Annotated in this window: 16 protein-coding genes; 7 read left to right on the forward strand and 9 right to left on the reverse strand. The window is 63.2% G+C overall.

Annotated features, from left to right (window positions below):
• Window positions 1-126 precede the first annotated feature (126 nt).
• A complete protein-coding gene (locus tag B2D37_RS03800) occupies window positions 127-1,155 on the forward strand; it encodes a quinone-dependent dihydroorotate dehydrogenase (protein ID WP_079201464.1) in 1,029 nt (342 codons plus the stop codon).
• A gap of 151 nt (window positions 1,156-1,306) precedes the next feature.
• Here B2D37_RS03800 and rmf read toward each other — a convergent pair whose 3' ends face one another.
• The gene (gene rmf, locus B2D37_RS03805; RefSeq protein WP_079201465.1) at window positions 1,307-1,522 is read right to left on the reverse strand and encodes a ribosome modulation factor; all 216 of its coding nucleotides are present in this window, start codon (window positions 1,520-1,522) and stop codon (window positions 1,307-1,309) included.
• 429 nt (window positions 1,523-1,951) lie between these two features.
• Here rmf and rlmKL point away from each other — a divergent pair, with 429 nt between their 5' ends.
• On the forward strand, window positions 1,952-4,219 hold the full coding sequence (gene rlmKL / locus B2D37_RS03810; protein ID WP_079201466.1) for a bifunctional 23S rRNA (guanine(2069)-N(7))-methyltransferase RlmK/23S rRNA (guanine(2445)-N(2))-methyltransferase RlmL: 2,268 nt from the start codon (window positions 1,952-1,954) through the stop codon (window positions 4,217-4,219).
• A gap of 317 nt (window positions 4,220-4,536) precedes the next feature.
• Here the strand turns inward: rlmKL and B2D37_RS03815 are convergent, their stop codons facing one another.
• The 5 genes from B2D37_RS03815 to B2D37_RS03835 all read right to left on the reverse strand — a co-directional run bounded on the left by B2D37_RS03815 (window position 4,537) and on the right by B2D37_RS03835 (window position 12,870).
• Window positions 4,537-4,776 carry a YheU family protein gene (locus B2D37_RS03815; protein ID WP_079201467.1) on the reverse strand — a complete coding sequence of 80 codons (240 nt, stop codon included), beginning with the start codon at window positions 4,774-4,776 and terminating at the stop codon, window positions 4,537-4,539.
• 226 nt (window positions 4,777-5,002) lie between these two features.
• A complete protein-coding gene (locus tag B2D37_RS03820) occupies window positions 5,003-7,756 on the reverse strand; it encodes a hybrid sensor histidine kinase/response regulator (protein ID WP_079201468.1) in 2,754 nt (917 codons plus the stop codon).
• Between the two features lie 91 nt (window positions 7,757-7,847).
• Window positions 7,848-9,038 (reverse strand): osmoprotectant NAGGN system M42 family peptidase, encoded by a 1,191-nt coding sequence (locus B2D37_RS03825; RefSeq protein WP_079201469.1) that lies wholly within the window; start codon window positions 9,036-9,038, stop codon window positions 7,848-7,850.
• Between the two features lie 163 nt (window positions 9,039-9,201).
• A complete protein-coding gene (ngg, locus tag B2D37_RS03830) occupies window positions 9,202-10,938 on the reverse strand; it encodes an N-acetylglutaminylglutamine synthetase (protein WP_079201470.1) in 1,737 nt (578 codons plus the stop codon).
• 162 nt (window positions 10,939-11,100) lie between these two features.
• Window positions 11,101-12,870, reverse strand: a complete 1,770-nt coding sequence (locus B2D37_RS03835) for an N-acetylglutaminylglutamine amidotransferase (protein WP_079201471.1) — start codon at window positions 12,868-12,870, stop codon at window positions 11,101-11,103.
• Between the two features lie 113 nt (window positions 12,871-12,983).
• Here B2D37_RS03835 and B2D37_RS03840 point away from each other — a divergent pair, with 113 nt between their 5' ends.
• A complete protein-coding gene (locus B2D37_RS03840) occupies window positions 12,984-13,457 on the forward strand; it encodes a MarR family winged helix-turn-helix transcriptional regulator (protein WP_079201472.1) in 474 nt (157 codons plus the stop codon).
• A 165-nt stretch (window positions 13,458-13,622) separates the two neighbouring features.
• Here the strand turns inward: B2D37_RS03840 and mnmC are convergent, their stop codons facing one another.
• Window positions 13,623-15,632 (reverse strand): bifunctional tRNA (5-methylaminomethyl-2-thiouridine)(34)-methyltransferase MnmD/FAD-dependent 5-carboxymethylaminomethyl-2-thiouridine(34) oxidoreductase MnmC, encoded by a 2,010-nt coding sequence (gene mnmC, locus B2D37_RS03845; RefSeq protein WP_079201473.1) that lies wholly within the window; start codon window positions 15,630-15,632, stop codon window positions 13,623-13,625.
• A gap of 199 nt (window positions 15,633-15,831) precedes the next feature.
• Here mnmC and pap point away from each other — a divergent pair, with 199 nt between their 5' ends.
• The gene (gene pap / locus B2D37_RS03850) at window positions 15,832-17,319 is read left to right on the forward strand and encodes a polyphosphate:AMP phosphotransferase (RefSeq protein ID WP_079201474.1); all 1,488 of its coding nucleotides are present in this window, start codon (window positions 15,832-15,834) and stop codon (window positions 17,317-17,319) included.
• Window positions 17,320-17,465: 146 nt separating this feature from the next.
• Window positions 17,466-18,650 (forward strand): thiolase family protein, encoded by a 1,185-nt coding sequence (locus B2D37_RS03855; protein ID WP_079201475.1) that lies wholly within the window; start codon window positions 17,466-17,468, stop codon window positions 18,648-18,650.
• A 268-nt stretch (window positions 18,651-18,918) separates the two neighbouring features.
• On the opposite strand, the gene gspD is transcribed toward B2D37_RS03855, so the two are convergent.
• Both gspD and B2D37_RS03865 read right to left on the reverse strand, forming a co-directional pair.
• On the reverse strand, window positions 18,919-20,868 hold the full coding sequence (gene gspD, locus B2D37_RS03860) for a type II secretion system secretin GspD (protein WP_079201476.1): 1,950 nt from the start codon (window positions 20,866-20,868) through the stop codon (window positions 18,919-18,921).
• A 4-nt stretch (window positions 20,869-20,872) separates the two neighbouring features.
• Window positions 20,873-21,487, reverse strand: a complete 615-nt coding sequence (locus B2D37_RS03865) for a type II secretion system protein N (protein ID WP_256573144.1) — start codon at window positions 21,485-21,487, stop codon at window positions 20,873-20,875.
• A 343-nt stretch (window positions 21,488-21,830) separates the two neighbouring features.
• Here B2D37_RS03865 and gspE point away from each other — a divergent pair, with 343 nt between their 5' ends.
• Window positions 21,831-23,318 (forward strand): type II secretion system ATPase GspE, encoded by a 1,488-nt coding sequence (gene gspE, locus B2D37_RS03870; protein ID WP_079201478.1) that lies wholly within the window; start codon window positions 21,831-21,833, stop codon window positions 23,316-23,318.
• Between the two features lie 12 nt (window positions 23,319-23,330).
• Window positions 23,331-24,548: a GspF family T2SS innner membrane protein variant XcpS gene (gene xcpS / locus B2D37_RS03875; RefSeq protein WP_079201479.1), complete on the forward strand. Its 1,218-nt coding sequence runs from the start codon at window positions 23,331-23,333 to the stop codon at window positions 24,546-24,548.
• The last annotated feature ends 8 nt before the right edge of the window (window positions 24,549-24,556 follow it).

Consider the following 24,556-nt stretch of genomic DNA (forward strand, 5'->3'; position numbering starts at 1 on the left):
CGATTTTTTCACAAGCTCTGATGCCTCTCGCAGTTTCTGCTGGCTCGACCTTCGCTCGCTAGCTGTTCCCTCGGCCTGTATAATCGCCGCCTTTCCGCCTTCGCCATTATCGAGCTAAGCCTGCCCATGTATACCCTGGCCCGCCAGCTACTGTTCAAACTCTCCCCGGAAACCTCCCACGAGCTGACCATCGATCTGCTCGGTGCGGGCGGACGTTTGGGGCTCAATGGCCTGCTGTGCAAGGCGCCGGCGAGTTTGCCAGTCAAGGTGATGGGGTTGGAGTTTGCCAATCCGGTCGGCTTGGCGGCCGGTCTGGACAAGAATGGCGCTGCCATCGACGGTTTTGCCCAGCTGGGTTTCGGCTCCGTCGAGATTGGCACCGTGACACCGCGTCCGCAGCCGGGCAATCCCAAGCCGCGGCTGTTCCGCCTGCCGGAGGCCGAGGCCATCATCAATCGTATGGGCTTCAACAACCTCGGGGTCGACCATCTGCTGGGCAGGGTGCAGGCGGCCAAGTACAAAGGTGTGCTGGGGATCAATATCGGCAAGAACTTCGATACCCCGGTCGAACGAGCGGTAGACGATTACCTGCTGTGCCTGGACAAGGTCTATGCCCACGCCAGTTATGTGACGGTCAACGTCAGCTCACCGAATACCCCGGGCTTGCGCAGCCTGCAGTTCGGCGACTCGCTCAAGCAGCTGCTCGAAGCCTTGCGCCTGCGTCAGGAAGACCTGACCCGGCAGCATGGCAAGCGCGTGCCGCTGGCCATCAAGATCGCCCCTGACATGAGCGACGAAGAGACCGTTGAGGTGGCCAAGGCGCTGGTCGAGGCCGGTATGGATGCGGTGATTGCCACCAATACCACCCTGGGCCGTGAAGGCGTTCAAGGCCTGGAGTTTGGCGACGAGGCCGGCGGGTTGTCGGGGGCGCCGGTGCGCGACAAGAGCACCCATATCGTCAAGGTTCTGGCTGCCGAACTGGCGGGGCGTTTGCCGATTATTGCCGTAGGCGGCATCACCGAAGGCAAGCACGCCGGCGAGAAAATCGCCGCCGGGGCGAGCCTGGTACAGATTTATTCCGGGTTCATTTACAAGGGACCGGCGCTGATCCGCGAGGCGGTGGATGCGATTGCCGGCTTGCCGCGCAAGGTTTGAGCGGCTTTGGCTATTGCCAGGTAGAGTTAGCGCGCTCGGTATCGCAGGCAATAAAAAGGGCTCCCTGAAGGAGCCCCTGGGCTCTCGCCCGCCGCCCGGATGGGGCGTGCATGTGAAGTCGGTAGTTTCCTAGGGTTAGTTAGTAGCCTGTTTAGCCGACAGCGTGAAGTTCGTTGAGTCGATGGATACCGGCGGTGCCGGTCAGTCCGTCCCAGTTATCACCGCGACCTTCGCGCCAGCCGTTTAACCAGGCTTGACGAACGGAAGGAAGAGTAAAAGGACACATTTCTCGGGATTTGCCATGGATGCCGTATTGGTAGCCGCGCAAAAAAGCTTTTTCTAACGGATCACGCTTAAGTCTTCTCATAGGGTGCTGCCCTCAATGTTGACTGTTATGTCCCTTAGACCTCTTCGCGAGGTCAGGCAGAAAAATCTGCCAGAGGAGAAATCCGCTGCCGGCGTGGCGGTTCTGCCTCGTGCCCTCGTCGTTGCAACGAAGGCCTGGTAGATTTCTATCGAATGCTTGGGTGCCTGGGAATGATCGTTTTGTCATAAGGAAGTAACACTTTTGCCGCCCAAGTCATAAGGCAATACGCAAAAGATTTTGTTTCTTGGAGCCGTCACTGATGGTGCGGGCGTTTGCAGCGTGCGTACTGGTGTTTTGCCACTGCGAATTAATCGCGGTTGCACGCTCTGTCTATTCCGATGAAGGGTCGCCTTGCGACGTTTTGTCACTTATTTTGGCCGTGTTGACTCGTTCACCTGCCGTTTACTGCCTTAGGCACTGGATATTCCCATGTCGGATCGTTACGAACTCTTTCTCACCTGCCCCAAGGGCCTGGAGGGCTTGCTGCTTGAAGAAGCCGGCAACCTGGGGCTCGAGGAGGTGCGTGAGCATACGTCCGCCATTCGGGGCGTTGCCGAGATGGAGACGGCTTATCGCCTGTGCCTGTGGTCGCGCCTGGCCAACCGGGTCTTGCTGGTGCTCAAGCGCTTCCCGATCCAGGACGCCGAAAGCCTCTACGAAGGCGTGCTGGAGGTCGACTGGTACGAGCACCTGGAACCCAACGGCAGTCTGGCCGTGGAGTTCAGCGGCAATGGTTCGGGGATCGACAACACCCACTTCGGCGCATTGAAGGTCAAGGATGCCATTGTCGACAAGTTGCGGCAGAAAGACGGCACCCGGCCGTCGATCGACAAGCTCAACCCGGACATGCGCGTGCACCTGCGCCTGGATCGCGGTGAGGCGATTCTTTCCCTCGACCTGTCTGGGCATAGCCTGCACCAGCGCGGTTATCGCTTGCAGCAGGGCGCCGCGCCGCTGAAGGAAAACCTTGCCGCTGCGGTGCTGCTGCGTGCCGGCTGGCCGCGTATCGCCGCCGAGGGCGGTGCTCTGGCCGACCCCATGTGTGGGGTCGGCACCTTCCTGGTGGAAGCGGCCATGATCGCCGCCGACATCGCGCCGAACCTCAAGCGCGAGCTGTGGGGTTTCAGCCACTGGCTGGGTCATGTACCGGCCTTGTGGAAGAAGCTGCACGCCGAAGCCGAGCAGCGTGCGACCGAAGGGCTGGCCAAGCCGCCGTTGTGGATTCGTGGTTACGAGGCCGACCCGCGTCTGATTCAGCCGGCACGCAACAATATCGAGCGGGCCGGGCTGAGCCACTGGATCAAGGTCTATCAGGGCGAGCTGGCGACCTTCGAGCCGCGGCCCGACCAGAATCAGAAAGGCCTGGTGATCTGCAACCCACCCTATGGCGAGCGCCTGGGTGATGAAGCCAGCCTGCTGTATCTCTATCAGAACCTCGGCGAACGTCTGCGCCAGGCCTGCCTGGGCTGGGAGGCGGCGGTGTTCACCGGCGCGCCGGATCTGGGCAAGCGCATGGGCATTCGCAGCCACAAGCAATACGCCTTCTGGAACGGCGCCTTACCGTGCAAGTTGCTGCTGATCAAGGTGCAGCCGGAGCAGTTCGTCACCGGCGAGCGGCGTACGCCAGAGCAGCGTGAACGCGAGCGCGAGCAGGCTGAAGCCGACAAGGCACCGCTGGAGCCGCAAGAGCGTCAGTACAACAAGAACGGCAATCCGGTCAAACCGCTGCCGGCCCCTGTTGTCGAGCAGGCGCGCTTGAGCGAGGGTGGGCAGATGTTCGCCAATCGTCTGCAAAAGAACCTGAAGCAGCTGGGTAAATGGGCGCGCAAGGCAGGTGTCGAATGCTACCGGCTGTACGACGCCGACATGCCCGAATATGCCCTGGCCATCGATTTGTACGAAGACTGGGTGCATGTGCAGGAATATGCAGCGCCGAAATCCATCGACCCGGAGAAAGCCCAGGCGCGCTTGTTCGACGCCCTGGCCGCGATTCCCCAGGCGCTCAACATCGACAAGAACAAAGTGGTGATCAAGCGTCGCGAGCGCCAGAGCGGCACTAAGCAGTACCAGCGGCAGAGCGCGCAAGGCCAGTTCATGGAGGTCGGCGAAGGCGGGGTGAAGCTGCTGGTCAACCTCACCGATTACCTCGACACCGGGCTGTTTCTCGACCACCGGCCGTTGCGCCTGCGAATCCAGCGTGAGGCCGCCGGCAAGCGCTTCCTCAACCTGTATTGCTACACCGCCACGGCGACCGTGCATGCGGCCAAGGGCGGCGCGCGCAGCACCACCAGCGTCGATTTGTCGAAGACCTACCTGGACTGGGCGCGGCGCAACCTGTCGCTCAATGGCTTCTCGGACAAGAACACGCTGGAGCAGGCCGATGTGATGGGCTGGCTGGAGGAGGATCGCGGCGAATACGACCTGATCTTCATCGACCCGCCGACCTTCTCCAACTCCAAGCGCATGGAAGGCGTGTTCGACATCCAGCGCGACCACGTGCAGTTGCTCGACCTGGCCATGGCGCGCCTGGCGCCGGGCGGCGTGTTGTATTTCTCCAATAACTTCCGCAAGTTCCAGCTCGATGAGGGGCTGGCGGCGCGTTATGGTCTGGAGGACATCAGTGCCGCGACCCTGGATCCGGATTTTGCCCGTAACCCGAAAATCCACCGCGCCTGGCGTTTGACCACGCAAGGCTGATTGCCAGCGATTGCCCGTTGGCTGTGATGTGGTTCAGTCGCGGGCACACTGGCTGGCCGACTTGAGCGCATAGACCCCTGAGTGCCCCGTTTGCTGCGCGATTGCGTGGCGTCGAAGACGGGGCACAATTGCTTACCGAATCGCATCATCCTGTGTGTTCCCACGCTCCGCGTGGGCATGCAGCCAGGGTGCTCTGCGCTCATCAGCGGTTGGGCGCGAACAAGGGCTTCGGCAACCCGCTACAAAGCCGGCCGGGATTTAGTTTGATGAAAGCGTGTACGGCCTGCCTGGGCGCCTGAGCAGGCTGATGCCGTCTGTCACTCGCTGGGCGCTTGCAGCCACTCCTTGGGCACGTCGCGTTTCAGGGCCAGCTGGCATTGCTGGCTTTCCGGGTCGAAGACGATGACCGCTTCGCCCTTGTCAAGGGCGTGGCGCACACGTTGCACGCGAGTCTGCAGGGGCGTTTCGTCGCCGTTGTCGGTGCCCTCGCGGGTGACGAAGTCCTCGATCAGGCGGGTGAGGGTGTCGGTTTCGAGCAGGGACGCGGGGATCAGCACGGTTTGTTTCTCCAGAACGCAGCGGCGATGCTAACGCGCCGTGGACGTGCTGGCCATGCCCGCCTCTCACCGTCAGTCGCCGCGAAGTGCTTGGGTGGCCGCTCTGGTTCCGATTAATCCGTATGGCGGTCCGGGCGGACGGCATTCTGTTCGGTGCGCAGCGACAGCCCGCCAGATCGCGACGCCGGAGCTTGCGGCATACTGCTGCGCGAGTACGCCCTACGGGTTATGTGTCTTGCATGGTTTGCTCGAGCAGATAACGCTCCAGGGTGCGGTAGAGCTGGGTGCTGTCTAGTGGCTTGCCGAGAAAGTCGTCCATGCCGACATCCATGCCATGTTGGCGGTGTTCGTCGAGGGTGTGCGCGGTCAGGGCGACAATGGGCACTGCCACGAGGCGTTGTTGCCGCTCTAGCTGGCGAATTTTCTCGGTCGCTTCGAAACCATCCATTACCGGCATTTCACAGTCCATCAGGATCAGTTGTATCGCCGCCGGATCGCGTTGGTATTCGTTGAGTGCGGCCAGCCCATTGGTGACCAGGCGCACGCTATAGCCGCGTTTCTTCAGGAAGCCTTGCACCACCAACTGGTTAACCGGGTTGTCTTCGGCAACCAGGATGCATGGGGTTGCATCCTGCTCGGGGCGTGTTGTAGGTGGCAGGCTGCGTACTTCGGCGCGGTGTTCTGCATAGAGCTCAACCAGCGTGGCACGCAGGGCGGTGACCGTTAACGGTTGCGCCAGGCTGAGCAGGCGTAGGCTGACGCTGGGTGGCAGTTGCTGGCATTGCTGCGGTGGACAGAGCAGCAATATGCGTTGGCCGAGTTGCAGGTACGGGTGCAGTGCGTCCAGCCAGTGGTTGATACTGCCGGGCCAGGGCGACATCAGTACCAGCAGCGGTGCGACGGCGAAGTCTTCCAGGTAATTGTGCAGGTTGTCCGGGTTTTGGCAGCGCTCGGTGCGCATGCCCCAGCGTCCGAGCAGGCGGCTCAGGGCATCCAGGCCGAGGCCGTCAAGCGAGCAGAGCAGGGCGGTGCGGCCATTGAGCAGCAGGCTCAGGGAATCGGTTTCGCGTGCTTCATCATCGAGCGGGATGTCGAAGGCGAAGCGCGTGCCTTGGCCAGGCGTGCTCTGTACGTCGATGCGTCCGTGCATCATCTCCACCAGTTCCTTGCTGATTGCCAGGCCGAGACCACTGCCGCCATAGCGCCGGGTGGTGCTGGAATCCCCCTGGGAGAAGGACTCGAAGAGCCGAGTCTGGTTCTGCGGGTTGATGCCGACGCCGCTGTCGCTTACCGAGAACACCAGATGGGCATTGCCGAGGGGGTCGCTACGGCGGCAGACATTGACCGCGACATGGCCTGCGTCGGTGAATTTCAGGGCGTTGTTAAGCAGGTTCATCAGCACCTGCTTGACCCGGGTCGGGTCGCCGCGGATGCGTCGCGGAACGTCCGCATCGAAGCTGATGTAGAGGCGTAGATGCTTGTCCAGCGCTTGCCCGGCGAACAGGCTGAGGGTGTCGGAGGTCAGTTGTTCGAGGTCGAAGTCGATATGTTCCAGGCTGAGCTTGCCGGATTCGATCCGTGCGTAGTCGAGGATGTCGTTGATCACCGCCATCAAGGAGCTGCCGGAGCTGGAGATGGTGTCGACATAGATGCGTTGGCTGCGATCCAGCGGCGTGTCCCGCAGCAGTTGCAGCATGCCCAGCACGCCATTGAGCGGGGTGCGGATCTCGTGGCTCATCATGGCCAGGAAGCGGCTCTTGGCCTGGTTTTCGATTTCCGCCTGTTCGGCGGCGCGGCGCGACTGGAAGCCTTCTTCCTTGAGGATGTTGATGCGATCGGCCAGGCCGATGGACAAGGCAATCAGCTCGATGGTCACGCCGACTTTGACCACTGCGGCGCCGTACAGGCCGAACAGTTCGACCCCCAGCGAACCCGAGGTGGCAATGATGAACGAGGCCAGCAAGATGCCCCAGGCGAGGATGTAGTAGGAGCCGTAGCGCAAGCCCCGGCGCCAGACATAGGCGCCGCTGAGCAGCAGCAGCAGGGAGACCGCCAGCACGGTCAGGCTGGCCAGGATATTCCAGGCCTGCAGGCCGATCAGCGGCAGCGACAGCAGGCCGCCGAGCGTGGCCAGCATAAACAGGCGCAGGCCCAGGTCGAGGCGGGGAAAATGCTGTTGGGTATGCAGGAAGTGACGACTGAACTGACTGGCGCTCAGGCAGTGGAGGAACATCAGGATGTAGATGCTGACCGACTGCAATTCGATGTAGTGCGGCAGCAATTTGAACAGCATGCCGTCGAAGCTGGCGCTGAACAGGCCGATATTCAGGCTGTAGACCAGGTACCAGAAGTAGGCCGATTCGCGTAGCGAGATAAACAGGAACAGGTTGTAGCAGAACATCGCGAACAGCACGCCGTAGAAGGCGCCATTGAGGCCCATGAGGTTTTCCTGGGCGGCCGCGCTGGCGTTATGGGTGCTGAAGAACAGCGGCACGAATACCGTGCTGTTGGTGTCCACGCGCAGCAGCAGGGTGTTGTCGCCTGGGGGCAGGGTTACTGGAAACCAGAAGTTGCGCACCTGCACCGGGCGCTGGGTGAATGCGTAGCGGTCGCCACTCTCCTGCATGAGCCAGTCACCGTCGCTGCCGCTCAGGTAGATCTGGATATGATCGAGCAGCGGGTAATTGACTTCCAGATAGCCCGCCAGATCCTGCGCCAGGCTGTTGTGCAGGCGTACCTTGAACCACCAGACCGAACTGTTTTTGCCAAGGTTGGCGTGGTTGCCCTGGACCCGTTCGAAGCGTTCGTCGCCCAGGGTACTGACCTGTTCGAGGGTCAGGTTGCCATCCGGGTCTCGCAGATAACCCATAGCCGCGCCGAGCGACAGGCGCAGTTCTGGTTTATCCAGCTCGGCGGGTAATAACGCCCACGCCGGGCCACAAAGCCAGAGCAATAGCACCGCCAGACACATACGCGGCATCCGCGCCCCCCCATTTTCGTTAGCGGGGGCGCGTGATACACGCCGCGCCATCATCCCATGCCAGCCACTTTGCCCTGATGTGGGTTGGCCTTCAAGCGTCCTTGTCGCGGTGGCCGAGCAGGCTGTCGACGGTAGGCACCCGGGTTTCGCTTTCCATCTGGGCATCGTATTCCAGCTGATGGCTGAAGCGCTCCAGCGAGCCCTTGGCCGGTTGCGCGTCGCTGGCGAACACCGGCGGGCTCAGCAGGTAGGCGCCGAGCAGGCGACTGAGGCTGGCGAGGCTGTCGATATGGGTGCGTTCGTAGCCGTGGGTGGCATCGCAGCCGAAGGCCAGTAGGGCGGTGCGGATGTCATGGCCGGCGGTGACGGCCGACTGCGTGTCGCTGTGGTAGTAGCGGAACAGGTCGCGGCGCACCGGGATCTCGTTCTCGCTGGCCAGGCGCAGCAGGTGCCGCGACAGGTGATAGTCGTAGGGGCCGCCGGAGTCCTGCATGGCCACGCTGACCGTGTGCTCGCTGGACTGCTGGCCTGGCGCGACCGGGGCGATGTCGATGCCGACGAACTCGCTGACATCCCAGGGCAGGACGGCGGCGGCACCGGAGCCAACTTCCTCGGTGATGGTGAACAGCGGATGGCAGTCGTTTTCCGGCTCCAGGCCACTTTCCTTGATGGCCTTGAGCGCCGTGAGCAGGGCGGCGACGCCGGCCTTGTCATCCAGGTGGCGGGCGCTGATATGGCCGCTTTCGGTGAACTCCGGCAATGGGTCGAAGGCCACGAAATCGCCCACCGAGATGCCCAGCGACTCGCAATCGGCGCGGGTGGTGGTGTAAGCGTCCAGGCGCAACTCGACGTGATCCCAGCTGATCGGCAGCTGATCCACCTCGGTATTGAAGGCATGCCCCGACGCCATCAGCGGCAGTACGCTGCCGCGGATCACCCCGTGATCGGTGAATACGCTGACCCGGCTGCCTTCGGCGAAGCGGCTTGACCAGCAGCCCACGGGTGCCAGGGCCAGGCGGCCGCTGTCCTTCAGTTCGCGGACAATCGCGCCGATGGTGTCGAGGTGGGCCGACACCGCGCGGTCCGGGCTGCTTTGCTTGCCTTTCAAGGTGCCGCGAATGGTGCCGCGGCGGGTCATCTCGAAGGGGATGCCGATCTCCTCCAGGCGCTCGGCGACGTAACGCACGATGGTGTCGGTAAAGCCGGTCGGGCTGGGAATGGCGAGCATTTCCAGGAGGATCTTTTGCAGGTAGTCGAGATCCGGTTCGGGGAGTTGCTGCATTAACGTCTCCTTGCGTGTCGCTAGAAAGGGGGGCTTAGTTACGCGGCAGGGTCGTAGGGCAAGCCATGTGGCCGAATAAGCCGCGGTTCGCGGTGCCTCCGGGGTGGTTACCCCGGATGGCACCAAAGCGTATCCGGCTACTGATTTGTTGCGTTCTGCAGTTTCAGCCGACCTGGCTCAGTGGAAACAGCAGGTCGATAAAGCGCTCAGCGGTCGGTTGGGGTTCGTGGTTGGCCAGGCCGGCGCGTTCGTTGGCTTCGATGAACACGTGTTCGGGCTGGTCGGCCGCCGGCACCAGCAGGTCGAGGCCGACCACCGGGATATCCAGGGCCCGCGCGGCTTTCACCGCCGCCTCGGCCAGCGCCGGGTGGAGGATTGCGCTGACGTCCTCGAGGCAGCCGCCGGTGTGCAGGTTGGCGGTCTTGCGCACGGCCAGGCGCTGGCCCTGGGGCAGGATGCTGGCGTAGTCGACCCCGGCGGCATGCAGGGTGCGCAGGGTTTCCGCATCCTTGGGGATGCGGCTTTCACCAGCGGTGGCAGCCTGACGGCGGCGGCTCTGGGCGTCGATCAAGTCGCCGATGCAGTGGCGGCCGTCGCCGATCACTTCGGCTGGGCGGCGAATGGCCGCGGCGACCACCTCGAAGCCGATCACCAGGATGCGCAGGTCATGGCCCTCATGAAAGCTTTCCAGCAGCACGCGGCTGTCGAAGACCTGGGCGCGTTCGATGGCGTCCTGCACCTCGGCCGGGCTGCGCAGGTCGACCGCGACGCCCTGGCCCTGTTCACCGTCCACCGGCTTGACCACCAGGCTGCCATGTGCGGCCAGGAAGGCGGCGTTCTCTTCGGCGCTGCCGGCCAGGCGCTGGGCCGGCAGGCTAAGGCCGACGCGGCTGAGGGCGCGATGAGTCAGGCGTTTGTCCTGGCACAGGGTCATGCTCACGGCGCTAGTCAGGTCGGTCAGCGATTCGCGGCAGCGGATACGCCGGCCGCCGTGGCTCAAGGTGAACAGCCCGGCTTCGGCGTCGTCCACGTGCGCCTCGATACCGCGACGCAGGGCTTCGTCGACGATGATCCGCGCATAGGGGTTGAGGTCGGCCTCGGGGCCTGGGCCGAGGAACAGTGGCTGGTTGATGCTGTTCTTGCGCTTGATGCTGAAGGTTTGCAGTTCGCGAAAGCCGAGCTTGGCATACAGCCCCTTGGCCTGGCGGTTGTCGTGCAGCACCGAGAGGTCGAGGTAGCTCAGGCCGCGGCTCATGAAGTGTTCGATCAGGTGGCGTACCAGCACTTCGCCGACCCCAGGGCGGTTGCACCGTGGGTCGACCGCCAGGCACCAAAGGCTGCTGCCGTGCTCCGGATCCCGGTAGGCCTTGAGGTGATTGAGGCCCATTACGCTACCAATTACCGCGCCGCTGTCTTCGTCCTCGGCCAGCCAGTACACCGGTCCACCCTGATGGCGCGGGGTGAGTTTTGTCGGGTCGATCGGCAGCATGCCGCGCATCTGGTACAGGCAGTTGATTGCCTGCCAGTCCTCGGCATTCTGTGCGCGGCGGATGCGGTAGCCGCGAAAGCCGCTGTGCGCCGGGCGGTAGTCGCTGAACCACAGGCGGAAGGTGTCCGAGGGGTCGAGAAACAACTGTTGCGGCGCTTGCGCCAGCACCTGCTGCGGGGCGGCGACGTACAGGGCGATATCGCGCTCACCCGGTTGCTCGCTCAGCAATTCGTGCGCAAGCTCTGCTGCGTCAGGGTAGGTGTGGCCAATCAACAGACGGCCCCAGCCACAGTTCAGGGCCAGGGGTTGGCAGGGTTCGGTAGCGTTATCTTCGGCAAAGCGCGCCTGCAGGCGCTCATAGGAGGGCGCCTGGCCGCGCAGCAGGCGTTGATTGAAGGCATTGGCGCGCATGGGTGTGCTTCCTTGGCTTTCAGCTGCGCCCGGACAGTGGCTGGGCGCGTGAATATAGTCGTGACATCCCCGGACTCGGTCCGGGCTGCGACCCTCGGTCGAACAATTGCTTAGAGCCCCGGCAGCCGCGCTTGGTTCAGCTGGATTGCCGGGGTACCAGGCTTACAGGCCTTGCTCGCTCAGCCACAGGTTGAGCGCCGCCATCTGCCACAGCTTGGAGCCGCGCAGCGGCGTGAGCTGGCCATGCGGGTCAGTCAGCAGGCGGTCGAGCATGGCCGGGTTGAACAGTCCGCGATCCTGGCTCGGGTCGACCAGCAGATCGCGCACCCAGCCCAGCGTGGCGCCTTCCAGGTGCTTGAGGCCCGGCACTGGGAAATAGCCCTTCTGGCGATCGATCACTTCGGCCGGAATCACCTGGCGCGCCGCCTCCTTGAGTACGTGCTTGCCGCCGTTGGGCAGCTTGAAACGTCCGGGAATGCGCGCGGAAAGCTCGGCCAGACGATAATCGAGGAACGGCGTGCGCGCCTCCAGGCCCCAGGCCATGGTCATGTTGTCGACCCGCTTGACCGGGTCGTCGACCAGCATCACCGTGCTGTCCAGGCGCAGCGCCTTGTCTACCGCGGCGTCGGCGCCAGGCTGGGCGAAGTGCTGGCGGACGAAGTCGCCGGCCATGTCGCCAGTCAGCCACGCAGGCTGTACGCAGGCGGCGTACTCGTCGTGATCGCGGTCGAAGAACGCCTGGCGATAGGCGGCGAAGGCATCGTCGGCGCCGTCCACCAGCGGGTACCAGTGGTAGCCGGCGAACAGCTCGTCGGCGCCCTGGCCGCTTTGCACCACCTTGCAGTGCTTGGCCACCTCGCGCGACAACAGATAGAAGGCGATGCAGTCATGGCTGACCATCGGCTCGCTCATGGCGCGGAAGGCGGCCGGCAGTTGTTCGAGAATCTCGTTCTCGCCGATGCGCAGTTGGTGGTGGCGGGTCTTGAAGCGCTCGGCGATCAGGTCGGAGTACTGGAACTCGTCGCCACGCTCGCCACCGGCATCCTCAAAACCGATGGAGAAGGTCGACAGCTGTTCTATCCCGGCTTCGCGCAGCAGGCCGACCAGCAGGCTCGAATCGACGCCGCCGGAGAGCAGTACGCCGACTTCCACGGCGGCACGCTGGCGGATCGACACCGCCTCGCGCATGCCATCGAGGACGCGCTCGCTCCAGTCTTCCAGGCTGTAATCGACTTCATCGCCCTGCGGGCCAAACTGCAGGCTCCACCAGGTCTGCTGTTCGCAGTTGCCCTGAGCGTCGATGCGCATCCAACTGGCCGCGGGCAGCTTCTCCACGCCGGCGAGGATGGTGCGCGGCGCCGGGACCACGGCATGAAAGTTCAGGTAGTGGTTGAGCGCGATGGGGTCGAGGGTCTTGCCGATATCGCCGCCTTGCAGCAGGGCCGGCAGGCTGGAGGCGAAGCGCAGGCGTTGGCCGGTGCGCGACAGGTACAGCGGTTTGACCCCCAGGCGGTCACGGGCGATGAACAGTTGCTGGGTGTCACGCTCCCACACGGCGAAGGCGAACATGCCGTTGAGCTTGGGTAGCAGGTCGGTGCCCCAGGCGTGATAGCCCTTGAGCAGCACTTCGGTATCGCCGCCGGAGAAGAAGCGATAGCCAAGGCCTTGCAGCTCGCTGCGCAGTTCCGGGTAGTTGTAGATGGCGCCGTTGAACACCATCGACAGGCCGAGGTCGCTGTCGATCATCGGCTGGCCGGAGGCTTCGGCCAGGTCCATGATCTTCAGTCGGCGATGGCCGAAGGCGATGGGACCCTGACTGTGAAAGCCGTGGGCATCGGGGCCGCGAGGGGCCAGGTGGTGGGTGATTCGCTCGACTGCGGCCAAGTCGGCCGGTCGTTGGTCAAAGCGTAATTCTCCAGCTATTCCGCACATAGGGATCCTTACCGGTATTGCCGTTGGGGAGTGCTTCTGGCTCGCCGAGCCTTGTACAGGGAAACAAAAAAATGCTTTCATGTCAAAGCGATAAGATGACTTATAAGGCATGTATGACTGAAAAAATAGTTCCTACTGAAATAGATTTGTCATCTGTGATGACACTCGATCTGCCGATATTTCAGTCGCTAAGGCGTCTGCAGCAGGCGGGTGAGGTGCATGCCAAGCGCCTGGCCCGTTTCGGCGGACTGACGCCCATGCAGTTGATGATCCTGCAGGTGCTGGCGGGTGAGGAACGATTGACCGCCAGCGACCTGAGTGGACGGGTCAGCCTCACGGCGGCGACCCTGTCGGGCATGCTCGATCGTCTGGTGGAGCGCGGCCTGTTGCAGCGCCAGCGTGACGATCAGGATCGCCGTCGCCAATGGTTGCTGCTCAGCGCTGCCGGCCGTGAACTGGTGCAGCAAGCGCCGACGCTGCTGCCGCCGGAGTTTCGCCAGCGCTTCGCCGCGCTCAAGGATTGGGAGCGACACAACCTGACCGCCGCGCTGCTACGCGCGGCGGAACTGTGCGGCGAGATGGAGTGAGGCGCTACAGGCACTCCTCTGGGCGACAGTCCCGTTGTTTTGCGCCGCGCCGATACACCCATGGTGCACTGCTTGCGGGTAGGGCGGCCGCGGCACGCAGCGACAGCCCGCCTTTTTTGCGCCACAGCGCTTATCCACGGCGTACTGCCCGCGGCGAGTCGCGCCCTACGGGGTGGTTGTTCGGTTGCCGGGGTTGCTGTTGCGGATCAGCGTGCGCAGGGCGAAGCGGTTGGGATGGCAGGCCTCGGCGACATCCCGGGCCACGGGCAGCGGTTCATCGTTGAGCCAGGCGGCAATCAGTTCGCCGGACAGCGGTGCGGTGATCAGCCCGCGCGAACCGTGGCCGCTGTTGATATACAAGCCGTCGAGCCAGGGGCAGGGGGTGTCCGGCACCTGGCGGGCATCCTTGGTCAGCACCGCATAGGCCTCAATAAAGGCTGGGCGATCCGCCAGGGGGCCGACGATGGGCAAGTAGTCCGGGCTGGTGCAGCGAAAGGCGGCGCGGCCTTCGAGTTGTGTCGGGTCGAGTCGGGCGCTGTGCAGGCGTTCGGCCAGGTCGCGCGATATTTCCTCGAGCAGTGCCAGGTTGTCTGCATGATCGGCGCTGTTGAGCCTCAGGTCATCGCTTTTAAAGTCGAAACTGGCGCCCAGGGTATGTTCGCCAAGGCGCGCCGGGGCGATATAACCCGAGGCGCACACCACACTGCGCAGTGCCGCGCTCTGGGCGGTGGCTGGCACTCGGCTGATCTGCCCACGAATACGCTTGAGCGGCAGTTCGGCGCTATAGGGGAAGCGCTTGATCTCGGCGGCGCCAGCCAGCACCACCACGGCGGCACTGGCCAGCAGTTTGTCGCCGTTCCAGGCTTGCCAGGCTTGGCCGTCACGGCGTAACTCCAGCGCCTCCTGGTGCAGTTGCAGGTGAATATTCGGTTGCTCGGCGAGCAGTCGGCACAGCGCCGGCGGGTGGACCCAGCCGGCTTGCGGATAGAACAAGCCGCCCGCCGGGAGCTGGATGCCGGCCTTGGCTTCGGCACTGGCCTGGTCGAGGTTGACCAGCAGATCACTGGGGAAGGCGGCCGCCAGTTGCGCCTGGCGTTGCGCTTCCTTGTTGTCGAGGGCCAGTTGCAGTACCCCGCAGTTGTCCCAGTCATGGCCTTTTTGCAGCTGCTCGAGCAGGCGGCGGGTGTAGCCGAAACCACTGACGATCAAGCGCGACAGCGCCGTGCCATGGGCCGACAGCTTGAGGTAGAGCACGCCTTGCGGGTTGCCCGAGGCTTCCTCGGCGATGTTGGCGTGGCGTTCCAGCAGGGTCACCTGCCAGCCGCGTATGGCCAGGCTGGCGGCAGTGGCGCAGCCGGCCATTCCCGCTCCGATAACCAGGGCCTGGCGTTCGCTGGAGCGCTGCGCCGGCCGGGCGAACCAGGGTTTGCTGGCGCCCCCGGCGGTGCCGACGAACTGGCCCTTGAGCACTTCCCACTTGCTGCCCAGGCCCGGCACGCGCTTCATCTTGAAGCCGGCGTCATTCAGGCGCCGACGCACGTAGCCGGTGCTGGTGAAGGTGCCGATGCTGGTGCCGGGTGCGCTTAACCGGGCCAGTTCGACGAACAGTTCCGGGGTCCACATCTGCGGATTTTTCGCCGGGGCGAAACCGTCGAGAAACCAGGCATCGATCCGTGCGTCGAGTTGCGGCAGCAGCTCCAAAGCATCGCCGACCAGCAGGGTCAGAATGATCCGTCCGCCGGCGAAAATCAGGCGCTGAAAGCCCGGATGCAGGGCGACGTACTGGCCTAGCAACTCTTGGGCAAAGGGCGCCAGCTCTGGCCACAAGGCCAGGGCGCGCTGCAGGTCGCTGTAGGTGAGCGGGTATTTCTCCACGCTGACGAAGTGCAGCCGTGCGCCCGCGGGCGCCTGCTGCTCGAACAGCTGCCAGGCGCAGAGAAAATTCAGCCCAGTGCCGAAGCCGGTTTCGCCTATCACCAGCTGCTCACCGTCACCCAGGGCACTGAAGCGCGCCGGCAGGTCGTTATTGGCGAGAAACACATGGCGGGTTTCGGCCAGGCCATTCTGCTTGGAGAAATAGACATCGCCGAATAGTCGCGATAACGGCTGCCCCTCGGCGTCCCAGTCGAGCTGCGCGAGTTGGGTGGCGGGTAGGTCGAGCGGGGTGTCGGGCATGGCAAGGGCACCAGGTTGAGCAGGCGGGCATTCTAGCGCGGTTGTCCGAGTACTTCAGGGTGCGCCGCGGCTTTTGGCCCAGGGCCGCCCCGGCGCGCTGCTCGGCTGGCGCGGCTCGATCGGCCGGGCACCCGCATATGCTTCACCTCATCGCTCGCGCGATCCGCTAGGCTCTGCTGATCAGATCAGGGAGCTAGTCATGTTCGAGTCCGCCGAGATTGGTCACGCCATCGAAAAAGCCACCTTCGATGCCGTCGTTCCGGAGTTGCGTGAGGCATTGCTGCAAGCACAGTACGAGTTGAAGGATCAGGGGCGGTTTCCGGTGATCATCCTGCTCTGCGGCATCGAGGGGGCCGGCAAGGGTGAGACGGTCAAACTGCTCAACGAGTGGATGGACCCGCGTCTGATCCAGGTCAGTACGTTTGATCAACAGACTGACGAGGAGTTGGCCCGGCCCCCGGCCTGGCGCTATTGGCGACAGTTACCGCCCAAGGGCCACATGGGGGTGTTCTTCGGCAACTGGTACAGCCAGATGCTGCAGGGGCGGGTGCAAGGACATTTCAAGAATGCCGTGCTGGACCAGGCGATTGATGCGGCCTCGGCCCTGGAACGCATGCTCTGTGACGAGGGCGCGTTGATCTTCAAGTTCTGGTTTCATCTGTCCAAGAAACAGATGAAGGCGCGCCTCAAATCGTTGCAGGACGACCCCTTGCACAGTTGGCGCATCAGCCCGCTGGATTGGCAGTCGTCGAAGACCTACGACAAGTATGTGCGGGTCGGCGAACGGGTGCTACGCCGCACCAGTCGTGACTATGCGCCCTGGTATGTGGTCGAGGGCGTGGACGAGTATTACCGCAGCCTGACGGTCGGACGAATTCTCCTCGATGGCTTGCAAGCTGCGCTCAAAGCCAGAAGCCAGTCGCAGGTTCAGCCCCATGCGGCGCCGCTGACGTCCAGCCTGGATGATCTGAGCGTGCTCGACAGCCTGGATATGAGCCAGGCGCTGGACAAGAGTGACTACAACGAGCAACTGGTCACCGAGCAGGCGCGGCTGTCGGGTTTGCTGCGCGACAAACGCATGCGCAAGCATGCCTTGGTGGCGGTGTTCGAGGGTAACGATGCCGCCGGCAAGGGCGGCGCGATTCGCCGAGTGACGGCGGCGCTCGATCCGCGTCTGTACCGCATCGTGCAGGTCGCGGCGCCGACCGACGAGGAGCGCGCGCAGCCCTACCTGTGGCGTTTCTGGCGGCAAATTCCGGCGCGCGGCAAGTTCACCATGTTCGATCGTTCCTGGTACGGCCGGGTGCTGGTGGAGCGGGTCGAAGGCTTTTGCAGTCCCGCTGACTGGCTGCGTGCCTATGGCGAGATCAACGACTTCGAGGAGCAACTGACTGACGCCGGCGTGGTGCTGGTCAAGTTCTGGCTGGCGATCGACCAGGAAACCCAGTTGCAGCGTTTTAACCAGCGAGAACAGACCCCCTTCAAGCGCTTCAAGATCACCGCGGACGACTGGCGCAATCGCGAAAAGTGGCCGCAGTACCGCGATGCCGTGGGCGATATGGTCGACCGTACCAGTACCGAGATCGCGCCCTGGACTTTGGTCGAGGCCAATGACAAGCGCTTTGCCCGGGTCAAGGTGCTGCGCACTATCAATGAGGCGCTGGAGGCCGCGTTCGCCAAGGATTGATGGCATCCGCCGAAGCGGCGTAACGTGGCGTGCATCCGGCTAGGCAACGATGGTCGCGCATACGACTGGTGAATGATCGTCGCAGGCTGAGATTGTTCAGCCTTATTCTCGCCGCCTATCCAACGTCAACAATAATGAGGTGCATCATGCGTGAAGTGGTGATTGTCGATAGCGTGCGGACTGGCCTGGCCAAATCCTTCCGTGGCAAGTTCAACCAGACCCGTCCGGACGATATGGCGGCTCATTGCGTGAATGCGCTGCTGCAACGCAGTGGCCTGGACCCGGCGCTGGTCGAAGATTGCATCGTCGGTGCCGGCTCCAACGAAGGCGCCCAAGGCATGAACATCGGCCGCAACGTGGCAGTGCTTTCCGGTCTGGGCACCCAGGTCGCCGGCATGACCCTCAACCGCTTCTGTTCTTCGGGTCTGCAGGCCATCGCCATCGCCGCCAACCAGATCGCCTCGGGCTGCAGCGAGATCATCGTCGCCGGCGGGGTCGAATCGATCACCATGACCATGAAGAGCATGAACACCGACAATCTGTTCAACCCGGTTTTGCAGAAAGATGTGCCGGGTATCTATTACCCCATGGGCCAGACTGCCGAGATAGTCGCACGGCGTTATAACGTCAGCCGCGAAGCCCAGGACGCCTATGCCCTGCAGAGCCAGCAGCGCACCGCGCGGGCCCAGGCCGAAGGCCGCTTCGACGACGAAATCGTGCCGATGAGCGTCAAGTACCTGGTCGAAGACAAGGCCACCGGGGCAAAGCAGTTGCTCGAGGCGGTGGTCGATCGCGACGACTGCAACCGGGCCGACACTACTCTGGAAAGCCTGGCCGGGCTCAAGCCGGTGTTTGCCGATGATGGCTCGGTAACGGCCGGCAACGCCTCGCAGTTGTCCGATGGCGCCTCCATGACTCTGGTGATGAGCCTGGAGAAAGCCCTGGAATTGGGCCTCAAACCGAAAGCCTATTTCCGCGGCTTCGCCGTCGCCGGCTGCGAGCCGGATGAAATGGGCATCGGTCCGGTGTACTCGGTGCCGAAACTGCTCAAGGCCAAGGGCTTGGATGTTGCCGATATCGATCTGTGGGAACTCAACGAGGCCTTTGCCTCGCAGTGCCTGTATGCCCGCGATTGCCTGGGCATCGACAACGACAAGTACAACGTCAATGGTGGGTCGATTTCGATCGGCCACCCATTCGGCATGACCGGCTCGCGTCAGGTCGGCCATCTGGTGCGCGAGTTGCAGCGGCGTAACCTGCGTTACGGCATCGTCACCATGTGTGTAGGGGGCGGCATGGGCGCTACCGGCTTGTTCGAGGCGTATCGCTGAGGCGCGGTCTTTTCAGCAGGGCTTAGCCACAAAAAAACCGCGTCGTTGCAGACGCGTTTTTTTTGCTTCACCGCGCGCTTGCGGGGAAGGCAGCCTTGACTCTGGGGAAGACATAGTCGCAATCCCTGAGACCTAGATCAGGGGATTGCTGTGTCTGGCGACTGCCACGTGACCTGCCGCCCAGCCTGTCACGCTGGTCTTTCCGGCAATAATGCGCAGAAGCTAAAAGCCCCGCTGAGAGAAGCGGGGCTTTTCATGTGCGCGGACTTTACTCGCGCACGTCGATGGCCGGCGTATTGTCACGATCGAACAGTTTGTTGGGGTCGCGCGGCAGGATGCCGGGGCGGTAATCGCTGCTCACATCGCCGAGCACGCGGATGTCGCTGTACTTCTTGCCCGAGAGTGCGGCCAGGCCTGCGGCATCGCGGATCACGGTCGGGCGCAGGAACACCATGAGATTGCGTTTGATGTGAGTGTCCTTGGTCGAGCGGAACAAGCGGCCGAGCAGGGGGATATCGCCAAGTAGCGGCACTTTCGAAACGGTCTGCGTCACATCGTCCTGAATCAGTCCGCCGAGCACGATGACCTGGCCATCTTCGGCGAGGATGGTGCTCTTGATCGAGCGCTTATTGGTGATCAGGTCCACCGCATTGACCCCCTGGGTAGTCGGGGCAATGGAGGAGATTTCCTGTTCGATTTCCAGGCGTAAGCTGGCGCCTTCGTTGATGTGTGGGGTGACTTTCAGGGTCACGCCGATGTCCTGGCGCTCGATGGTGGTGAAGGGGTTGTCCGCCCCCGCGGCGCTGGTGGTGAAGGAACCGGTCTGGAAGGGCACGTTCTGCCCGACCAGAATTTCCGCTTTCTGGTTGTCCAGCGTTAGCAGGCTGGGCGTCGACAGCAGGTTGCTCTTGGTGTTGGCCGACAACGCGGTGATCAGCACGCCGAAGCTGTCGGTGCCGAGGCCGATGATGGCGCCGTTCGGGAGGCTGTTGAGTATCGGGTTGTCGATGTTATTGCGTTGATCCTGGGCGGCTTGCAGGACAGTGCCGACCGACAGACCGGTGTTGCTGAAGTTCACCCCGCCTAGACCGCCTGTGCTGCCGCGGGCATCCACCGCCCACTGCACGCCGAGGGCATCGCTGATGTCACCGGAAACTTCGACGATGGCCGCTTCCACCATCACCTGAGCGCGCGGCACATCGAGCTGGCGGACGATGTTTTCGAGGGTCGCCACCAGGTCCGGATCAGCCAGTAATACCAGGGCGTTGAGGCTTTCGTCGGCGCGAATCAGGATGTTCTGCGGTCTTCCGGTGGATTCTCCGTCGCTCTGGGTTTTCAGCCCTTCGGAGATATCGCCGAGGGTTTCCGCAAGAGCCTTGGCGTCGTTATGGCGCAGGAGAATCACCCGGGTATTGGCTGAGCGACTGGTCGGGCTGTCCAGCGATTGCGCCAACGCTACCAGCTTGGCGCGCGCCGCCGGCGGGCCAAGGATGATCAGGCGGTTGGTGCGCGCGTCGGCGATTACCTGGATACCGGCCGAGCCTTTCCCCTGGCCACGCTCCAGGGTTTTATTGAGCAGTTCGGCGGCATCCATGACCCAGGCATGCTGAAGGTCGAGCACGCTGTAATCGCGATCACCTTTCTGGTCGAGCTGACGCAGCAAGTCTTCGATGCGCGCGATATTGGCACTGCGATCACTGATGATGATCGCGTTGGCCGAGGTGACTGCGGCCAGATGGCCGTATTGAGGCACCAGGGGGCGAAGCAAGGGAATGAGTTCGGTAGCTGAGGTGTGCTGCACTTGAATCAGGCGGGTTTCCAGGAGGTCCGGGGCGGGGCGGCCTTGTCCCGCATCGGCCTTGGCCTCGGCGTTGGGCACGATACGCGCCTGCTCGCCCTGAGTGATGACGCTGAAGCCGTGGGTGGCCATCACCGAGAGGAATAGTTGATAGATTTCGCTCAGGGTCAGCGGCGTGCTCGATACCACGCTGACCTGGCCTTTGACCCGCGGATCGACGATGAAGGTTTCCCCGGTGATCTGCGCGATCTGCTCGATGAACTCGCGGATATCGGCGCCCTTCAGGTTGATGGTCCAGCTTTCTTCCTGTTGGTTGGCGCTGGGTGTTGCCGGGCTAATGGCCGCATTCAGGGGCAAAGAGCTGAACGCCAAGCCGGCGGCAAGCAGGGCGCAGGTGAGGCGCGAGAAGATCGGAGTCATCGGTTCAGTTGCTTTCCGTAGTCTGGTCGGTGGGGGGGGCGTCCGCTGGCAAGGTACCGGCCGCTTCCATCTGCTGGCGCAGGGCGTCCATGCGTTCGCGCAGTTGCTCGAGGTTGCCGGCTTCCAGTTGGTCGAGTTGATCCTGCGCATCAGTCGCGGCTTCGTCTGGCGCGTAAACCATACCCTGATCACTGGAGCGATTGTGTGGAAACGCCAGGCTTTCGAGGCGGCCATTGCGCAGCAACTCTACGCGATCGGTATGGACCGCATGCAGGCTTACGCCGCCAATCACTTCACTGTCTATGCCGTAGCGCTGTGCCTGGTTGCCATCCAGGCGAATGATCGCACTGGAGCGCTTGGGGTCGGCATGTACGAAGCTGCCGAGCAGTGTCAGGCGCATGGTGGTGGCGGGTGGTGGCGCCTCACTGCTCTGGCTGCTGCCGAATAACTGCTCCAGCCCTTGGCCGGAGGCAGGGGGCAGCAGGCTAGCCGTATTCGGTGTGTCGTGCACAGCCGGAGCCCTGAGCAGGCGCAGCCACTCGGCGGTTTGCCAGGCCAGGCTAATGCTCATGGCCAAGACGACCACAACGCCAACCAGAGTAGTTGCGTGCAGTTGCATCCAGCGTCGAGTAGCCATAAGAGGCAAAAGCGTTACTCCAGACATTTATTGTTATGTGGCGCGATCCGCGCGCCGATCATAGACAGTTGACGAGCATTTGACAGCCCCCTGTCAGGGTGGTGTGTCATGTTCGGCGATGTGCTAAAGATAGCGCAGAGTTTGAGACAATATCGAATGCCGTCGGACAGCGCTCGCAGTAGGCGGGAGTTGTTTTCACCAGCGCTTAGTTTTCCCGCTCCAGTGCGGGAAGTTCATAACCACCAAGCGGCGCAACCGCAGACGTACAACGGTCATAATCAGTCGTGATACGCCGGCCAGGTCACCGTTTCAAGGCTTATCCAGGATGAATACACTGCCCACCGAAGCCCCCCTGCGCCGTTTGCCGTTCAGCTTCGCCAAACGTCACGGCGTGGTCTTGCTGATCGAGGCCGATCCGCCCTGTCTGGCCCATCGCGCTGCCGTCGAACTGGTGGCGCTGGCCGAGGCCCAGCGCTTTGCCGGGCGCCGATTACCTATGCAGGCCTTGACCAGCGAAGCGTTTGAGCAGGCTCTGGCCAAGGCTTATCAGCACGAATCTGGGGCCATGCAACTGGCCGAGGGACTGGGCGGCAGTCTGGATCTGGCGGCCCTGGCCGAGCAGGTGCCGCAAATCGAAGACCTGTTGGAGCAGGAGGATGACGCCCCGATCATCCGGCTGATCAACGCCATCCTTGGCGAAGCGATCAAGGAAGACGCTTCGGATATCCACCTGGAAACCTTCGAGAAGCGCCTAGTGGTGCGTTTTCGCGTGGATGGCATCCTCCGTGAGGTGCTCGAGCCCAAGCGCGAGCTGGCGGCGCTGCTGGTGTCGCGGATCAAGGTCATGGCGCGTCTGGACATCGCCGAGAAGCGCGTACCCCAGGACGGGCGCATCTCCCTCAAGGTCGGTGGCCGCGAGGTGGATATCCGCGTCTCCACGTTGCCCTCGGCCAATGGCGAGCGGGTGGTGCTGCGCCTGCTCGACAAACAGGCTGGGCGCCTCAATTTAGAGCATCTGGGCATGAGTGCGCGGGATCGCCAGTTGATGGAGGCGGCGGTGCACAAACCCCATGGCATTCTGTTGGTCACCGGCCCCACCGGTTCCGGCAAGACCACCACCCTGTATGCCAGCCTGGTCAGCCTCAACGACCGCACGCGCAATATACTCACGGTGGAGGATCCGATCGAGTACCACCTCGAGGGTATCGGCCAGACCCAGGTCAACCCCAAGGTCGACATGACCTTCGCCCGCGGTCTGCGCGCGATCCTGCGCCAGGACCCGGACGTAGTGATGGTCGGCGAGATCCGCGACAAGGACACCGCCGAGATCGCCGTGCAGGCCTCCCTGACCGGCCATCTGGTACTCTCCACCCTGCACACCAACAGCGCCGTAGGCGCCATCACCCGGCTGGTGGACATGGGTGTCGAGCCGTTCCTGCTGTCTTCCTCCTTGCTTGGCGTGCTGGCCCAGCGCCTGGTGCGGGTACTCTGCCCGCACTGCAAGGCGGCCTATCAGGCCGATGCTGCCGAGTGCGCACTGCTCGGCGTGGCGGGCGAATCACCGCCGACGCTGTATCACCCCCGCGGCTGTGGCGAGTGCCATGAGCAGGGCTACCGTGGGCGTACCGGGATTTACGAATTGGTGATGTTCGACGAGCACATGCGCACGCTAATCCATAATGCCGCCTCAGAGCAGGACATGATTCGCCACGCCCGGACGCGTGCTCCAGGTATTCGCGAGGATGGTCGGCGCAAGGTGCTGGAAGGGCTGACCAGTCTGGAAGAAGTGTTACGCGTGACCCAGGAAGAGTGATTTAGGACAGACATGGCCGCATTCGAATACCTCGCCCTCGATGGCAATGGTCGCCAGCACAAAGGTGTGCTGGAGGCCGACAGTGCCCGCCAGGTACGGCAAATCCTGCGCGAGCGGCAGTTGGCGCCGCTGGAGGTCGAGGCCACGCGCACCCGTGAGCAAGCCCGTGGCGGCGGGCACTTCAGTCTGGTGCGTGGGCTGTCGGCGCGCGATCTGGCCTTGCTCACTCGCCAGCTGGCGACGCTGATCCAGGCTGCGCTTCCGGTCGAGGAAGCGCTGCGTGCGGCAGCGGCCCAGGCCCGCGTACCGCGGATCCAGAGCATGCTGCTGGTGGTGCGTGCACGAGTCCTGGAAGGCCACGGTCTGGCCAGCAGTCTGACGGAATTCCCCGCAGCCTTCCCCGAGCTGTACCGCTCTACCGTGGCGGCCGGCGAGCATGCCGGGCACCTCGGTCCGGTACTGGAACAGCTGGCCGATTACACCGAGCAGCGTCAGCAGTCGCGGCAGAAGATTCAGCTGGCGCTGCTTTATCCGTTGATCCTGATGTGCGCCTCGCTGCTGATCGTTGGTTTTCTGCTTGGCTATGTGGTGCCGGATATCGTGCGGGTGTTCGTCGACTCTGGGCAAACCCTGCCGGCGCTGACTCGCGGGTTGATCGTGGCCAGCGAATGGGTCAAGGGCTGGGGCTGGCTGGCGTTGATCCTGGCATTGCTGGGCTTTTTCGCCCTGCGCTGGGCGTTGCGCGATGAGGCGCTGAAGCTGCGCTGGCACGGGTTTCTGCTGCACGTGCCGTTGTTCGGTGGCTTGGTTCGCGCCACTGATTGCGCCCGTTTTGCCTCGACCCTGGCGATTCTCACCCGCAGCGGTGTGCCGCTGGTGGAGGCGCTGGGTATCGGTGCGCAAGTGATAGTCAACCGGGTGATTCGGCAGCAGGTGGTGGTCGCCGCGCAAAAAGTCCGCGAAGGCGGTAGCCTGACCCGCGCTCTGGAAGCCAGTGGGCAGTTCCCTCCGATGATGCTGCACATGATCGCCAGCGGCGAGCGCTCCGGCGAGCTGGATCAGATGCTCGCACGCACGGCGCGCAATCAGGAAAACGACCTGAGCGCCCAGGTGGCGCTGCTGGTCGGGCTGTTCGAGCCTTTTATGTTGGTGTTTATGGGCGCAGTGGTGCTGGTCATAGTGCTGGCCATCCTGCTGCCGATTCTGTCTCTCAATCAGTTGGTGGGGTAAAGCAGGTG

Source organism: Pseudomonas sp. CC6-YY-74 (assembly GCF_002025205.1).
Classification (GTDB): domain Bacteria; phylum Pseudomonadota; class Gammaproteobacteria; order Pseudomonadales; family Pseudomonadaceae; genus Aquipseudomonas; species Aquipseudomonas paeninsulae.

Excerpts from the sequence above, each read along its gene's own strand:
- B2D37_RS03800 (WP_079201464.1), top strand. The coding sequence starts at position 127 with ATGTATACCCTGGCCCGCCAGCTACTGTTCAAACTCTCCCCGGAAACC.
- rmf (WP_079201465.1), bottom strand. The coding sequence starts at position 1,522 with ATGAGAAGACTTAAGCGTGATCCGTTAGAAAAAGCTTTTTTGCGCGGC.
- rlmKL (WP_079201466.1), top strand. The coding sequence starts at position 1,952 with ATGTCGGATCGTTACGAACTCTTTCTCACCTGCCCCAAGGGCCTGGAG.
- B2D37_RS03820 (WP_079201468.1), bottom strand. The coding sequence starts at position 7,756 with ATGCCGCGTATGTGTCTGGCGGTGCTATTGCTCTGGCTTTGTGGCCCG.
- B2D37_RS03825 (WP_079201469.1), bottom strand. The coding sequence starts at position 9,038 with ATGCAGCAACTCCCCGAACCGGATCTCGACTACCTGCAAAAGATCCTC.
- ngg (WP_079201470.1), bottom strand. The coding sequence starts at position 10,938 with ATGCGCGCCAATGCCTTCAATCAACGCCTGCTGCGCGGCCAGGCGCCC.
- B2D37_RS03835 (WP_079201471.1), bottom strand. The coding sequence starts at position 12,870 with ATGTGCGGAATAGCTGGAGAATTACGCTTTGACCAACGACCGGCCGAC.
- B2D37_RS03840 (WP_079201472.1), top strand. The coding sequence starts at position 12,984 with ATGACTGAAAAAATAGTTCCTACTGAAATAGATTTGTCATCTGTGATG.
- mnmC (WP_079201473.1), bottom strand. The coding sequence starts at position 15,632 with ATGCCCGACACCCCGCTCGACCTACCCGCCACCCAACTCGCGCAGCTC.
- pap (WP_079201474.1), top strand. The coding sequence starts at position 15,832 with ATGTTCGAGTCCGCCGAGATTGGTCACGCCATCGAAAAAGCCACCTTC.
- B2D37_RS03855 (WP_079201475.1), top strand. The coding sequence starts at position 17,466 with ATGCGTGAAGTGGTGATTGTCGATAGCGTGCGGACTGGCCTGGCCAAA.
- gspD (WP_079201476.1), bottom strand. The coding sequence starts at position 20,868 with ATGACTCCGATCTTCTCGCGCCTCACCTGCGCCCTGCTTGCCGCCGGC.
- B2D37_RS03865 (WP_256573144.1), bottom strand. The coding sequence starts at position 21,487 with ATGCAACTGCACGCAACTACTCTGGTTGGCGTTGTGGTCGTCTTGGCC.
- gspE (WP_079201478.1), top strand. The coding sequence starts at position 21,831 with ATGAATACACTGCCCACCGAAGCCCCCCTGCGCCGTTTGCCGTTCAGC.
- xcpS (WP_079201479.1), top strand. The coding sequence starts at position 23,331 with ATGGCCGCATTCGAATACCTCGCCCTCGATGGCAATGGTCGCCAGCAC.